Raw genomic sequence first — 15,984 nt, 5'->3', positions numbered from 1 at the left:
TTAGTAAATTATTTGATTTAGTCAATTTGCTTTTAAACAACAACTTTTTCAGATGTTGATGGCAACAGCTGAGATTTTACTGCTAAAAACTTTGCTAATGTTTCAATGTCGGGATACTCCCAGAAAAGAGTAATTTCCAGTTCACATCCAATCCATTGGGCTAATTCACCTGTCAGACTGACTGCCACTGCTGAATCTAAACCGTATCCAGTAAAAGGCTCTTGAATATCTATCTCATCAGGAGGAATTTTCAAGTATATGGAGAGATGAGAAATTAGCCAGGTTTGGATTTCTTTTTCTGTCAAAGTTGGCTTTAATGATTTCTGGTCAGCCTCAGATTTATTAATATCTGAATTAACAGTTGAATTTGGCACTTGTTCCCAAAGGTCTTCTACTTCTGCTTGAAGTTGCAGTAAGTCTGTTTGCTCAAAATTCGCAGTCCAATCTCCGACAACATCCAAACTTTCATCCAGAAACCCAACTCGACAAGCGTGACGCTGAATTTTACCACTAGAAGTTTTCGGGATACTCGCTGTCTTCAGTAGCACAATGGCATAAACTTGTAACTGGTGCTGCTCTGACACTGCCTGACGAATAGCCCTAACGACTTCATCGACATCCAACTGACGTAAGTAAGTACGCTCTATCTCTTGAGTAATAACTAGCTGCTCAATACCTTCTATCTCCACAGAAAATGCTGCCCCGCAATTTGCCCGCAGTGCTGGATGACTATTCTGGACTGTCAATTCAATATCCTGGGGATAATGATTTTGCCCTCGAATGATCATCATATCTTTAAGGCGACCTGTAACAAATAGTTCACCATCAAGCAAAAATCCTAAATCTCCAGTGCCTAGAAATGGTCCTTCTTTTGTGTCTTGCATTTGAGCATTGAATGTCTGTTGAGTCTCTTCGAGTTTCTTCCAATAGCCACCAGCCACACTCGGTCCTGCAACCCAAATTTCTCCTATTTGTCCATCCAGACAGCGAGTTAATGATTCTGGGTTAACAATGACAATTTTTTGGTCTAAGCTACTATGACCAACACCGACAATCGCCCTAACATCTTCTTCCTCGCTGGTAGTAGTCACAATTAGATTCTGCTTAAAAGCTTGGTCTTGGACAAAGCGAATCACTGGTGGCTCTTTTTTCAAACCCCCAGACACAATTAAGGTTGTTTCCGCCATTCCATAGCAAGGGTATAAAGCACTTCTTTTAAAACCACAATCTGCAAAGGTTGCTGAAAACCTCTCTATAGTTTCCGCCCGTACAGGTTCAGCACCATTGAAAGCCACTTCCCAACTACTCAAATCGAGGTGTTGGCGTTGTTCGGAAGTAATCTTGTCAACACACAAGTCATAAGCAAAATTAGGTCCACCGCTGGTAGTCGCTTGATAGTCGGAAATAGCTTTTAGCCAGCGAAAAGGCTTTTGTAGGAAAGACTGTGGCGACATCAGTGTAACTGAGAAATTACCATATACAGGCTGTAACACTCCACCAATTAACCCCATATCGTGGTAAGGAGGAAGCCAAATGACACCTCGACTGTTAGCTGTATGCTCAAAAGATTTATAAATTAAAGCAGAGTTATACAGTAGATTGTCATGATTCACCATCACCCCTTTTGGGTTTCCTGTCGTACTAGACGTGTACTGGAGAAGTGCCAGTGAGTCGTTATTAATTTCAGGCAAAAACCAATCATCTGCTAATTTCTCGGCAATATTATCAGTCGCTATACATTGTAAAGCTGCTAATTCTGGTTCTTCTTTGAATCTTTCTCCCAATTTAGTCATTACAGATGAGGTAGTGAGTGCAAAAGTTGCTTGTGCATCTTGTGCAATAGCTTGCAACCTTGTCATCCGCTGTTTACCTCGTGGTGGATACACAGGCACAACAGTTACACCTGCATACAACCCCCCAAAAAAAGCAGCAATGAATTCCAGTCCAGGTGGATAGAGAAGCAGCACTCTTTCTCCAAAAACTTTCATGCTTTGAAGCAATGCTGCAATTGCGCGTGCTTTTTGGTCTAATGTTTCATAAGTAAAGCTAACTTCTTCTGTTTCTCCATCTACCAAAAAGGTATACGGGACATGGTTTGTTTGTTGTTGCGCTCTATAGCGTAACAGGTTAACTAAAGTCGCTTCTTGCTCTGAATGTGGTGAAAACAAATCGTGATACATGCCTATGTTTGTACTTGAAGTAGTTACAAATTTTTGACAACTGTTCTCAAATAGTCTAATTCAGTTATTAATCAAAGAATTTCCGAAAAATTTACTGCTAATATTTAGCACTGTCTAATTTTCTTACTTAATTTTCCTTGACGAGCGTGCCATTCAGCCATAACTGTTTTCCTAATCTTTCTGAAATAGGGATATCTGGATTAATTACAATACCTTGAAGTAAGCTGATAAAGTCTTTCACAATTGTTTTAATTGTACTTTCAAAAAACAAATCGACATCGTATTCCATCTCGCCCCAAATGCCTTTTTTACTTTCTCCCATATGCAAAGTTAGATCCCGTCTTGCTCCCCTGAATGGTCTATTTTGTACCTGAACAGAAAGATGATCTGATAGTTTGACATTCTCAGTCAGTAAGGGAATTTCATTGTGGAAAAGTAGAAGCACTGGTAAAGGAAATGAGTGAACATTATCTCCTTTAGACAGAGGTACAGTTTTCAGAATATGTTTCAAGGGAAGAGCACTGTAAGCATGTGCTTCTAAAGTGGTTTTGCGAACAACAGCAAGTACCTCCCGGAATGTGGGATTGTCTTCTAAATTGGCTTTAATTGGAATCTGGTTAATAAAGCAACCAATCAGGGCTTGAAGCTCAGATTGATTGCGATTGGCAACGGTAGTGCCAATACAGAAGTTAAGCTGACCTGTATAATGGTGTACTAGTATCTGTAAAGCTGCTAATAAAAGCATGAATAAAGTACACCCTTCCTGTTTGCTGAGTGCTTTGAGTTGTGCTGATAACGCTTCAGATATTTGGAAGGGGTAGATTGCTGCTTTCAATCTTGGTACAGCAGGACGAGGCTTATCTGTTTTGATTTCAGGAACGACCAGATGTGGTGCAAGTTTTTGCTGCCAGTAGCTTTGTAGTTTTGTGAGTACATCTTTTTGCAGCCACTGACGCTGCCAGACAATAAAGTCTGCATACTGCATCGGTAATTCTGGAAGCGGCAAGGGTTGTCCTTGGGAGAAAGCTTGGTAGACTGCTGCGAGTTCCTGAAAAAAGATAACCATAGAGGTGCCATCTGTAATCAGGTGATGCACAGTAATGAGCAGAATGTGTTGATTTTCCAAGAGCTTCAGCAGTGTGGTTCGCACAAGTGGTCCCTGGACGATATCGAACGATTCTTGAGCTTCCTGTTGGGATAGCTGTTGCACTGCTATTTGCTGTTCTGGTTGAGAGAGCGATCGCAAATCCACCACCGACAATGGCAGATTCACCGTTAGATGAATGATTTGAGTGGGTTGCTCTGCGGCAATATCAAAAGTGGTTCGCAGAGCAGCGTGACGATGCACCAACTCATTAAAACTGCGTTCTAAGGCTGGAATGTCGAGTTCACCGATAAAGTGCAGGGTGAAGGGTAGATTGGCAAAGGGATTACTTGGGTCTAGTTTTACTTGCGACCAATATGACTCCTGAGCAAAGGATAAAGGCAAAGCAACAGCCGCTGTCCTCGTAGCCATCATGGGAGCATCATCAGATTCACTCTTAAGCAAAGGCAATTGGGACTGTAATTGTTGAGCCAGATCAATCAGGGTCATGTCTTCAAATAATACCTTGATTGACAACTCTAAAGCAAAGTCTTTTTTAATGCGGTTTACCAGTTGAATTAACATCAACGAGTCCAACCCCAAGGTATGGAGCGGTTGTTCAACATCTAGCTGGGATGGAGCCAATCCCAAGACTTTAGCAATCTGTTCTATCAAATATTCTTCAAGCAGTTGCTGCTGTTTTTCTGGGGATGCCGCAAGTTGTACTCGCCTTAACGAAATCGTCGATTCAGGGGCAATAACTTCAGGGATGGGTACGTCTATATTTGTGATTTGACTGATCAAAGAAGATTCATGTTCATCAGTTGAGAATGCAGTTTCCTGGTGATGTCGAACTAGAGCAGTGATTAGTTTTGGTAGGAGTTGCACTTCTAAGAGTGAAAATGATTCGCTTTGGGCAAGAAGCTGAACAATCTGTTCCGCCGAATCTCCCCGGTCAAGTAAACTAGAAATCAAAGAGCGATGAGGTAGTGGGGATAGATCGGGGGGTTGAGACGAGCGACTACTGCTGAACCAATAGTGTTGTCGCTCAAAAGGATAAGTCGGCAGTCGTAGGCGATCGCGGGGATAGTCACGATCAAATCCTGACCAATTTACAGGTACTCCTAAAACATAAAGTTGTGCCAAACTGGACAACAATTGTTGCCAGCTGGATTGCCCCGAACGTAAGCTTGGAACCCAAACCCCAACTCCTTCAGGCAGACAACGGATGCCCATTGACAATAGATGGGCTTTTGGTCCGATCTCGACAAATACCGTGACTCCTTGCTCGTGCATGGTTTGTATCCCTGTTGAAAACCTCACGGGTTCCTGGAAAATAGTCCTCCAATACTCAATGTTGGTCATTAAATCAGGAGACAGTTGCCCTGTGACACCAGAAATTATCGGAATTTGGGGAGAAGAAAGAGCAAAATCCATTTCTACCAATTCCATCAGAGGGGAATGATAGGGGTGGAATACACTCGGCCGAGTCGTTTTAATTCCTTCTGCTTTCAGACCAGCTATAACTGCATCAACTGCCTGTTGCTCACCGGAAATTGTAAGCATGGGTTCAGCAAAGATACCAATGAAAACTTTGTCAGCGTAGGGTTGAATTGCAGCTGCCACTCGCTCTTCATCTGCAAATACAATGCCTACCGTCCCTTTTTGGCTTTGAGATTGGACTTGCTGCTGTGCATCAATTACAAGTTTGAGTACGTCTTCCAGACTTAAAATACCGGCAACACAAGCAGCGGCATACTCTCCCAGGCTTATTCCCATCACGACCGTAGGTTCAATCCCCCAAGATTTCCACAACTCGCAAAGCGCTATTTGCAACGCAAATAATGCCGTGCGGTTGTCAATGCTATCGATGACAGTTTCCTCAGTTGCGGAGATATAAAGAATGTCGATAAGCGACTTTCCGAGCAACGGCTCGGCGATCGCATTACAGCGATCAAGAACTTGACGAAAGATGGGCGCTTGTTCGTACAGTTGACGATCCAGTTCTAGTTTTTCGTGAATTAAGCCGGTGAACAAAAACCCAATCTTCGGAACCTTCTTTGGCTTTACCAAACCACTTACCAACTCAGCGGATTGCCTAGATACAGCAAACGCCTCCAAACGTTCTGCAAATTGTGCTGTAGAGTTCCCAGTAACAGCCAGCCGATGGTTAAATGAGGTTCTGCCAGTATTAGCACTAAAACAAACATCGGCAATCGACACATCAGGATGATTAACTAAAAACTCGTAATAACTTTGGGCTAGCGATCGCAATGCTGTTTCAGTTTTGGCAGATAGGGTCAGGATATGTAGGGAGCGATTGACCAAAGAGGATTCTACGACTAAATCGGGTGCCGCTTCCATCACTATATGAGCATTTGTGCCGCCAAGACCGAAGGCACTCACGCCGGCGATCCAGGGGCGATCGCTCTTGTAAGCCTCCAAGCTTTGCTGCACTTGCAGAGGCAGTTTATCTAACGCCACATTCGGATTTGGCTGCTGAAAATGCAAGTTAGGCGGGATCTGTCCAAACTTAAGGGACAACGCTACTTTAATCAATCCAGCAATTCCACTGGCTGCCTCTAAGTGTCCGATATTAGTTTTGACAGAACCAACACGACATTTATCTCCAACAGAGCGATTTTCTCCCAAAACGGTTGCCAGGGCTTTGAGTTCGATCGCATCCCCCAATAAACTTCCAGTCCCTTGTGCTTCAACATATTGTACTGACCTTGGTAAAATTCCAGCATCTTGATAAGCTTGCCGCAGTAGTGCCTGTTGTGCTTGAAGATTGGGAGCAGCCAATCCATTACTGCGTCCATCTTGGTTGACTGCACTACCTTGGATGACTGCATAGATGGGATCAGAGTCTGCCAATGCTTGAGACAGCAACTTCAGCACTACAACACCAACTCCTTCACTACGAACGAAGCCATCCGCTTGAGCATCAAATGCTCTGCAACGTCCTGTAGCCGAGATCATCCCTGCATTTGTTAGGCTTGCTGTAAACTCAGGTAACAGCATGACATTCGCGCCGGCGGCTATTGCCAAACTAGATTCTTTCCTATACAAACTCTGACAGGCAAGATGAACTGCCACCAAAGAGGAGGAACAAGCCGTGTTAATTGACAAACTCGGCCCCGTCAAGTTAAGCACGTAGGAAATACGGTTAGCAGCAACACTGCTGAGATTACCAGTAACTGCATAGCTATTTGCAGTGCGTGCTTCTGCCATTATTTCGTAGTAATCAGAGCCAGCAATACCAACGAAAACTCCCGTTGCGCTTCCTGAGAGTTTTTGAGGGACTAACCCGGCATCTTCGAGGGCTTCCCAAGTAACTTCTAGTAACAGCCGTTGTTGAGGATCTATGCTGACAGCTTCTTGAGGGGAGATGCCAAAGAACTGCGGATCAAACTGATCCACTTGCTTTAAAAAACCACCTTGGATAAGTTTTCGCTGTGATGAAGTGGGGTCAGGGAGAAAGCAAGAATGCAATTTTTGGCGTTCGGAGGAAATAGGAGCGATAGCGTCAACTTGATTGCAGAGTAAATGCCAGAAAGTTTCAGGATTGATTGCACCTGGAAATCGGCATCCGATCCCAATAATGGCAATAGGTTCAATACCCATAAAATACTATATTAACTCCTATGAATATTAACAAACGCAATATTGAAAGACTATACTTTCAAAAATAAGAGCGCATCTGGAAGAAATGATGGGAGAGCGGGGACTATAGTGGTTTGTTGCTCAGTATTCGTCAGACCAGGGTTGTAACTAGTCGTTGCCGAGCCTGGACAGGTAAGAAGGTTAACATCGAGAGCGTGTACAGACTGCTCAGTTAGACTCAACTCAACACCAAGGGTTGCGCTAGCAATAGTACAGGCAAGTACTGATACTCTATATCGGGTATTAAAGAATGCCGCTAGTTTAGCCATGAATCTATTCAAATTTGATGCAAGTTTGTTAATGTTCTACTAAGAGCCTGTCAAGAAACAACTTTTACGATTTGCCACCTAAAAAGCTTACTAATAAAGCATTTATAACTAAAAAAAAGGAAGGTTTTTTCGTGACAAGCTCTAAGTAAATATATTTAGTAGTTTCTCTGTCTCCAGGAACTATACTGATATCATTATGCTTATAAAAACAACCTCTAGGAGGTAGACAAGTAGCACATAGGATGTTAATAACATTCTTTTTGATGGTTTTAATCCTTCAAAGGATACCGCCTCATCATCTCCTCAATCTCCACTGCCTCACCCTCCACCGTATAAACCACTCCCCCCGACATCGCAATCACAATCCTCTGTCTCCTTGCCCACTCGAACCAAGCAATCACACTAGATTTAACCTGTTGTGCCTCCGGTTTTCTCCCTGACCATCTGTGAAAGGTTAAGGTAATTGCACTTTTGTCAAGAGGGTGCAGGGAAAGTGGACAAATCCAGCCTGGAGACTGGCTTTCGGAGATATTTAACCACACCTAAGTCTTGATTCTCTGGGGCAGCGAAGTACTTAATCGGGTCATCCGCTTTGCCTTTCTCATTTGCGACACTAAAATGGTACAAACCACGAAAAATCATCTCTAAAGAAATGCGGTCAAATGGCAAAGCTAATTCATCAGCTACCGCATCTTCCAAGTCAACTAATACTGCATAAAAGAGCCAAGTTGCCCAGACTTGTAACTTGACACCATTAATAGAACCAGTCCACAAATAAGATAGTCCCAATAAACGTTTAACTACATAAAAAGCCTCTTCAATTCTCCATCTTCTTCGATATAAATCAGCCACCACGTAGGGAGGTAGTATTTGTGGATCGAGGATAGAAGTAATATAAGAATAGCTAGTTTTCCCAACTTTTATCTCGATTAAACGTAAAGTCAGTACTGGTGCGCCACCACGGCCAGTACCAAGTTGAATCAATCGGTCTTTAAGAGAATGGATCATAGCTAAAAATCTTTAGATATTTAATAGATGCTTGAATGGCACTAAGAAAAGCTGAAATACTTGCCTGGCAAGGGGTTTAGAAAACTAATAGTTTTAAGGTCGGGAATCAGAATAATCTGCAACTCTCAGTTTGCGATCGCTGCTTCATAGCCTACGTTTTTCCAAAGTGATGAAAGCCTTGTAAATAATACATTTGCGCTTTTCTTAGTGCCATTCAATAGATGCTTTAGCTTTTAAACGAGTAATAAAATGGACTTCTTGATTAATCTGACTTTTCCCGTTAAGTCTCGAAAAGCTTGCAGGTAAAGGATTTAAGAAACAGTACAGCAAATACGGTACAGTAATTGAAATCGGGTGCTAAAGGTAACAAGCAATGCTGGACTGGTGGGAGAAAAATTTTGCAACCTTAGAGCTAGGCGATCGCAGATTAAATGAGCGTGCAATGTCGATAGGCTATACGCTAAGTCAAGGATTCGGCAAAGCGCTGTCAGAAATATTCAGTAGTGGAATAGTACTCAAGAGAGCCTATGAGTTTTTGCCAATCCAAAAGTGCAATTTTCAAGCGTGATTGAGCCGCACTGTCAGATGACGGCGGAAAATGTTGCAGCACAAGACTTGGTGCTGTGTGTTGGAGACACAACTTTTCTTGATTATGGCAGTATTGTGGCTAAAAAAGAAGGTTATGGGCCAATTGGTAAGGGCGGTAACGGTTTAATATTACACAGTGCATTAGCTATAGAACCTAAGAATGGTCAGTCCCTTGGGTTATTGTGGCAAAAACTTTGGAATCGGGAGTCAAAGCCGAAACCACCAGAAAATGAAACCTCAACACAGAAGAAACAACGACAAGCTCAAGCTCGTAAAGAAGCTCGAAACCGACCTTTTGAACAAAAAGAATCCTACAAATGGGTAGAAGCACTCACCACTATAGAAAACCTTACAAGTAAGTACACACGAGTGGTTCATGTTTTCGACCGAGAAGGTGATATCACAGAAGTTTTCGATAAAGTTCGCCAACTTAAGCACACCGGAGTTCTTGTTCGCGCGGCTCATAACCGCAGTTTAGATCAAGAGAGCGAGCGTCTTTGGTCAAAGCTCCTTGCACAACCTATCAGTTTTGAACAGGAAATTGAATTACCTCAGACTGGACAACGTTCTGCCCGTAAAACCAAGTTGGCTGTACGATTTTGTCAGGTAAATCTCCGTACTCCCTATCGTTTTGATAACCGTGACCCTCTACCCGTATATGCTGTTTATGCCACAGAAATTGGTTGTCCCGAAGGTGAAACACCTGTAGAATGGATGTTGCTCACCACAGAAGTTGTTGCAGATATCCAGACAGCTTCTCTGATTTTACGCTGGTATACGTATCGTTGGCGGGTTGAAGAGTATCATAAAATTTTCAAGTCTGGATGTCAGGTGGAACGATACAGGCTTGCTGCTGAGGGTATGAAAACCTTAGTTGGCTTTTTGAGTGTAATTGCTGTAGAACTGTTGCAGTTGACTTATCTACACCGCACCCAGCCTTCAGCCCCCGCCATTGAAATTCTGAATCCTCTAGAACTCAAGATTTTAAAAGCTAAGTCTCCAAAACCACCCAAACTCCTCACAGTTAATTGGGCTGTCGAAGCGATCGCTCGTCTTGGCGGCTACCTAGAACATCGAAGCAAAACACCAATTGGTATCCAGGTACTGTGGCGAGGTTGGTTAAAATTGCATGACCTTTGTGAAGGTTGGCAGCTTGCAAAAGAGACTTAACGGGAAAAGTCAGCTTGATTAATCAGTTGCAGGACTTACGCAACTGGCACAGTGCGATCGCCAGTCAATAGTACATAAGTATTGGATTATCGAGAATGTGTTTGAGCGGCTTGGCTCGAATTAATAACAATAATTAATGATATATCTTGTTGTGCAAAATTTTATGAGAAAATTGATATAAGATGCATCAAAAAGTTGGTTAGTGATGAGATTTACTAAACTTAATTATTGTCAATATTTACTTAGTAGTCAAATTAACTATACAATGACTAATCTAGCAGAACATTTGTCAAATATTAGTCATGATAAAATAAATTATTATTTAAAAAATGAAAAATTAACTCCTCGTTTACTCTAGGATAATGTGAAAGATTTAATTATCGCTGACGAGGATGCTTATATTATATTTGATGATACAGTTTTAGATAAAAGATTTTTTGAGGAAATAGAAATAGTCCGAAGGCAATATAGTGGCAATGAACATGGCGTTGTTAGAGGAATAGGAATAGTAAGTTGCATATATGTTAATCCTAAAAATCTCAATTTTTGGGTAATAGATTATCGCATTTTAATCCAGATAATGATGGATTGACCAAGATTGACCATGTGAAAAATATGCTGCAAGGTCTTGTATATCAAAAGCTTCTACCTTTTGATACAGTGTTAATGGATACTTGGTATGCGGTCAATAATTTAATGCTTTATATAGATAGTCTAGATAAAGTTTATTATTGTCCTTTAAAGACTAATCGTTTAGTAGATGATAGTTTTGGTCAAGAAAAATATAAAAATATTCAATCTTTATCATGGAGTAATGGAGATTTAGAATGTGGTAAAATCATAAAAATCAAAGGTTTTCCTGCTGAGAAAAAAGTGAAACTTTTTCGGGTTACTATCTCTACCGATAGAACGGATTATATCGCAACTAACGATTTATCTCAAAGTTCTACTGATGTTACACAACAGGTGTGTAAAATCCGTTGGAAAATAGAGGAGTTTCATAGAGAAATAAAACAACTAACTGGTATTGAATCATGTCAATGCCGTAAAGCCCGTCTTCAAAGAAATCATATTGCTTGTGCTATGTTAGTTTGGCTAAGACTGAAAAGTTTAGCTTACCAAACAGGCCAAACTATTTATAAGCTCAAGCACAATTTGCTTTCTAATTATTTAATTGAGCAACTAAAACGTCCAGATATTGCTATGTCTTCTATGTAGTTTTTGGGCGCTCGGCGCGCTTCGCGCACCATTGCTTGTGCCAGTTGCGTAAGTCCTGAGTTGTTGTAAAAACTGGAAATGATAGAAACCTCTATCGAGTAAAATTAAAGTCTTGGCAGTCACTAAATTTAGTAATGTAGATTCAAAATTGGTGTCTGAAGCTGCCGGATTAGTGTGAAACCAAACCTCGACAGGTAAACGGGTAACCAAATCAATAACTGTCAGTAGACCGAAAACTTTTGGAATTTGACGAAAAAATGAGGGTTTCAGGCGATACTTTTGGGCTTTCCATGACGACCACAAGCGATCGCTCTATTCGTCCATCCAGAACAGAGGTGCTTGAAAGGTAGATTAGAAGCTGATTTGGGCAGATGGTGTTCCCAAGGTGAAATCAAGGGCTGATAAGGGTTCTGGAAAACTTTTCGGTCTACTGAGTGTGGGCTACTTGGCTGTTTTATGCCGTCTTGGTTGATTTGGGCGATGCTGTTGCTGATGAATTAGCTTTACCATTTGACCGCATTTCTTTGGAGATGATATTTCGTGGTTTGTACCATTTTAGTGTCGCAAATGAGAAAGGCAAAGCTGATGACCCGATCAAGTACTTTGCGGCCCCAGAGAATCAAGACTTAGGCGTGGTTAAATATCTCCGAAAGCCAGTCTCCAGGCTGGATTTATCCCCTTTTCCTGCACCCTCTTGACAAATGTGCAATTATCTTAACCTCTCACGGATGCCCTGAAACTGGGTTTCTCCAGAACGAATCGCACGTTACACGTATCTCGGCTCAATACCAATTATATCCGGCTGTCTCACGGGAGTAAAGTTAACTTGCCAGACTACTAATCTAAAGTCCAGTCTCTACGTAAGCCTTATTATCTCTATTGCCATTGGACGGAAACTCCCGAAGGTACATATCATAAAGTTCATCTGGATCAATCGGTAGTACTTGGGTCAATAAGGCAACCTCTGAGGGGTTAGGTTGTTGACCTCGGATAATTGCCTCAATTCGTTCTGACGCACCCGGTACTTCGGCATCGAGAAACGCTTCAAGAGCAGCAGCGCGATGCTCCCTGACTAACTGAACAATAATTTTATAGGTTACTTTTTTCTTGGTATTACGATTTTTATTTCCATCTAAGCTCCTTGAACCAGTAACAAGTTCTTGAATGATCTCACCTCCTTTCGCCGTTATTCGAGCTAAGTCATATAAACTAAGTTCTTCCATCCATACGAATACCTCTTCAACCGAGGTGATTAATCGAGTGGGTTCACGACCTAGCTGTTTTACCTGAGGAATTCGCAAATATTCCTCAAGTGAATAGCCGGCATTTAAGTAGATTTGCAAGTCACCAACTGTAGTGCCAATATAGGCAGCTAATCGTTGAGCACTGCTTTCACCTAAATTGCCCTTTCCATTCTCCCAATCAGACCAAGCAGAATGGGCTACTCCAGCTTTTTCAGCAATTTGTCGTACCTTTTGATCCCCTCTCAGCTTGATACACAGTTTTGATAAGCGCTCTCTGGCCTCTAATGTAAGCAAGATTTTAACAAAACCTAATAACTGTTCTTAAAATACCACTTATTAGCCAAAATGGCACGAACCTATCCCACTAATATAAAAATCTGGTAATCTATTTTTGACTTGAGTTGGGTGTATCAGTTGATGGCTGGACGTTTTGAGGGATTGAGCGAGCTAGAATGGAAGTTATTTGAGGACCTACATGTAGCAGGGGTTCTAAAAAACTTTGTGATAAAGCTGACTTTATCTTCTGCCTTTTTACCAAACCAAACCCAATCTTTGCAACACAACCGACCAGTGCCCTGATCAGCCCTCAGTTAACTTGACAATATTTATATACTATGTATTTTTTGTTATAAGTTTAAAATTAATTTACCAGGAAAATTTCTTGCAAAATCAGATGCATGGTGGTATGTTAAGAACATCATCAAATTTTGTTCAGATTATGATTACATCAAAAATCAGAGAACGCCTATCATAAGGTGTGTATTATGTTAAGAGGAGAGCAAAGGGAATGACAAATTGCTGAGAAAGCTAGACTAACATCGCACATTGTGCTTAGTCTGATGGAAAACATTAATGAGCTTTACTAAGTAACCATTCATATCCCCCCTCTTAAACAGCGATTTGAAGGGTAAGCGGAATGAGAGAAGGTGATATCACCTTGTGATCGAAAGTTATGACATGAGCAAAGTTGTCCCTTGGACTTACTTTGCTTTATGGACAGGTTTGAATCACGCTTAAAAGGGAACTGTAAGCCAAACTAACTTCATTCGTGCAGGTATCATAACTGATCCGCGTGCAATGACACTATGTCTCTCAAAAACGTTCGGGACTACTAAACGTCCTGTCCCAACCTCGGTGTCTTGCTAGCGACTGCTTAACGTTTTTTCCATTTTAACTTGCCAGTAATCACGAATCACGTTGATGTCTAAGTAGCGGGGGCTGAAGAACGAATTGAGGCAAGTATCCGAGCTAAACAACCCAATCCCCCATCGTTTGGCTTATTGATTCAAGTACTAGTGATTGATCCAGACGAACGTTAGGATATGTACCTTCGGGAGTTTCTGTCTAATGGCAATGGAGTTACTCAGGGTTGCACAGCAAATTATTAATGATGAAGCTGTGCGACTATTTACTCAAGAATGCGGAATACATTACCCTGTTATTTTTGAAAATAAATCCATAAAAATATACGTGCAAAGTCAAAGGGCAGCAAGAGTGCTTTCGTGGCAAAAGTGCTACCTTTTATCGAAACAGTGTATTAGCTGGAACTACCAGAAAGTTGAAATTTATTCCCCTCCCTACTATTGCTCACCAATTACCATCAACCCCCACGCAATTCTCAAAAAATACTGTGATTACCAAGACTCAGTTATGAATAAAGTACCACCAATTATTGCCAAAGCAGGAATTCAACTCGACAATCTAAAGCTATCCCAGTCTTTACTCCCGATTATCATCAGGTGGATTGAAAACCCTAACATCAAAGGCGCAATAGTTCGCATTTCTGACGAACGCCAGATAGTACTCACAGAAGCTAGTGCTGCATTGATCTCTGGCACCGACTTAGTTGGTGCAACTAAACGCAAACGCTCAGACTATTGGTATCTCAGTGATTTATCAGACATGCGCCGCGAAACTAAACAACGGGGCGATTCCCCATTTGAGTTCCGTTGGCGGGGGACTAATGAACAGCGATCTCAGTGGACTTTGTTCGTCAATCGGTACTACATAGTGTGTGACGAATTTAGTAACGTGTACCAGATTTCCGAGAATATAGGAGCCGAACAGATTATCCCACCCCCGACAATCTAGTACCAATCCCGTGGAAAAATCTGTAAAAAACGAGCAAACCTTGCTAGTTATCTGTTTCAGATGAGGGATTTTTCATTGAGGCGATTCATTAAGAGCGGGTTTTCTGATTAATGTTGACGATGCTGCAAACAACCCCTCATGAATGAGAAGGTTTGCTCGTTTTTTATAGCTTAATGCGTCCCCTTGGAATTCGCTGATTCGCGCTATGAGAAAAGCTTTGATTATAGGCTTTATGGCTGTTTTGAATTCTCAGAATTTTGAACTTGAGATTGATTTGGAGTAACAAGAAAATGTAGCTTTATTTCGGCGCTTTTCGGTTAACCGTGGTTTTTACGGTTAAGTGCAAGCTCTTAGGTAAGTAACTGATAGCCTATTTTATACACTCATCAAAAAGAACAATTACAGCTATGCTTGCAACAGCTCAACCAGTACTCCGGCGCTTCTGGTATCCAGTCATTCCCATCGAATTGCTACAGGGAAGACCGCAATCATTCACGCTCCTAGGCGAACCCCTCGTCCTCTGGCTTGATGCAGACGGCAAGCCATCTGTTGTCCGCGATCGCTGCTGTCATCGTTACACACCTTTGTCACAGGGTATTGTTGTTGATGGGAACATTCGCTGTCCCTACCACGGTTGGCAGTTTAACTCCAAAGGCTGCTGTGTCGTAGTGCCTCAGGCTCCTGACAGCCCGATTCCTGAGAATTATCGCGTCCAAAGTTTTCAATGCCAGGAGCGCTACGGCTACGCTTGGGTTTGCCTTGGGGACGGTCTTGATGAAATTCTCAACATTCCGGAGGCAAAAGACCCAAGCTACCGCCTGATCCACGCCTTTTACGAAACATGGCACTGTAGTGGTCTGCGGTTAATAGAAAACGTATGCGATCATGGACACTTTCACTTCGTCCACAACCAAACCTTAGCTGATCGCGAAAATCCAGTTTCCTCTCCCCATAACGTACTTGAAAAGACGGAGCGCGGCTTCTACTTCGAGTCAATTCTCTTTATGCACAACAATCCCCATATGGAAAAGAATGTGGGGAGTTCACAGAAAACCATGAAGATAATACGTAAAATTAACTGGTGCATGCCCTTTGGTTTGCATTTGCAAGAAATGATGGACGGTAAAGAATTAGTACAGGTGAGCATAACGTATGCAACGCCCATCAACGATTCCAGTTGCCAAATGGTACGCTTTTTGTTCCGCAACGACACCGAAGCTGAGGCCAAAGCAGCAGATATAATCACTCATGAGGGTTTGATATTCAGCGAAGATCGCGCAATCTTGGAAACAATAGATTACGATGTGCCTCTCGATTTGAACGAGGAGATACACATGGCGACCGATAAACCGGGCATACTGATGCGGCACAAGCTGGCAGCACTGCTGGCGAGCCACGGCGAAATTGAGCAACGGCGAACAGCAGCGTGAGCAATGGCTGATGCACAACTTATCCAGGCAATAAAA

The 15,984-nt window shown here is 42.1% G+C and carries 6 protein-coding genes and 5 pseudogenes; 5 read left to right on the top strand and 6 right to left on the bottom strand.

Annotated features, from left to right (window positions below; all coding sequences use genetic code 11):
* Positions 1-32 precede the first annotated feature (32 nt).
* The 3 genes and pseudogenes from LC586_RS17180 to LC586_RS17170 form a co-directional block, all read right to left on the bottom strand.
* Entirely contained in the window at positions 33-2,180 is a 2,148-nt protein-coding gene (locus LC586_RS17180; RefSeq protein WP_229485967.1) for an AMP-binding protein, read from the bottom strand.
* A 127-nt stretch (positions 2,181-2,307) separates the two neighbouring features.
* Positions 2,308-6,891: a type I polyketide synthase gene (locus LC586_RS17175; RefSeq protein WP_229485966.1), complete on the bottom strand. Its 4,584-nt coding sequence runs from the start codon at positions 6,889-6,891 to the stop codon at positions 2,308-2,310.
* A gap of 794 nt (positions 6,892-7,685) precedes the next feature.
* A pseudogene (locus LC586_RS17170) lies at positions 7,686-8,198 on the bottom strand (transposase); the annotation flags it as partial.
* Positions 8,199-8,580: 382 nt separating this feature from the next.
* On the opposite strand from LC586_RS17170, the pseudogene LC586_RS17160 reads away from it, so the two are divergent.
* Positions 8,581-9,965, top strand: a pseudogene (locus LC586_RS17160) (IS4 family transposase).
* 205 nt (positions 9,966-10,170) lie between these two features.
* Positions 10,171-11,183: pseudogene (locus LC586_RS17155) on the top strand (IS701 family transposase).
* A gap of 57 nt (positions 11,184-11,240) precedes the next feature.
* Here the strand turns inward: LC586_RS17155 and LC586_RS17150 are convergent.
* Positions 11,241-11,405, bottom strand: a pseudogene (locus LC586_RS17150) (IS4 family transposase); the annotation flags it as partial.
* Positions 11,406-11,449: 44 nt separating this feature from the next.
* Entirely contained in the window at positions 11,450-11,578 is a 129-nt protein-coding gene (locus tag LC586_RS40690; protein ID WP_267921694.1) for a hypothetical protein, read from the bottom strand.
* A gap of 39 nt (positions 11,579-11,617) precedes the next feature.
* Between LC586_RS40690 and LC586_RS17145 the strand changes: the two are divergent.
* Positions 11,618-11,869 (top strand): annotated as a pseudogene (locus LC586_RS17145) (IS4 family transposase); the annotation flags it as partial.
* A 156-nt stretch (positions 11,870-12,025) separates the two neighbouring features.
* Here the strand turns inward: LC586_RS17145 and LC586_RS17140 are convergent.
* A complete protein-coding gene (locus LC586_RS17140; RefSeq protein WP_229485964.1) occupies positions 12,026-12,721 on the bottom strand; it encodes a helix-turn-helix domain-containing protein in 696 nt (231 codons plus the stop codon).
* 1,059 nt (positions 12,722-13,780) lie between these two features.
* On the opposite strand from LC586_RS17140, the gene LC586_RS17135 reads away from it, so the two are divergent.
* Both LC586_RS17135 and LC586_RS17130 read left to right on the top strand, forming a co-directional pair.
* On the top strand, positions 13,781-14,518 hold the full coding sequence (locus LC586_RS17135) for a hypothetical protein (RefSeq protein ID WP_229485963.1): 738 nt from the start codon (positions 13,781-13,783) through the stop codon (positions 14,516-14,518).
* Positions 14,519-14,925: 407 nt separating this feature from the next.
* Positions 14,926-15,948 carry an aromatic ring-hydroxylating dioxygenase subunit alpha gene (locus LC586_RS17130; RefSeq protein ID WP_229485962.1) on the top strand — a complete coding sequence of 341 codons (1,023 nt, stop codon included), beginning with the start codon at positions 14,926-14,928 and terminating at the stop codon, positions 15,946-15,948.
* Positions 15,949-15,984: the final 36 nt, after the last annotated feature.

The sequence above is a fragment of the Nostoc favosum CHAB5714 genome (assembly GCF_020829495.1).
Classification (GTDB): Bacteria; Cyanobacteriota; Cyanobacteriia; order Cyanobacteriales; family Nostocaceae; genus Nostoc; species Nostoc favosum.
The sequence above is the reverse complement of the archived record's forward strand: the minus strand, read 5'-3'. Positions and strand labels throughout refer to the sequence as shown.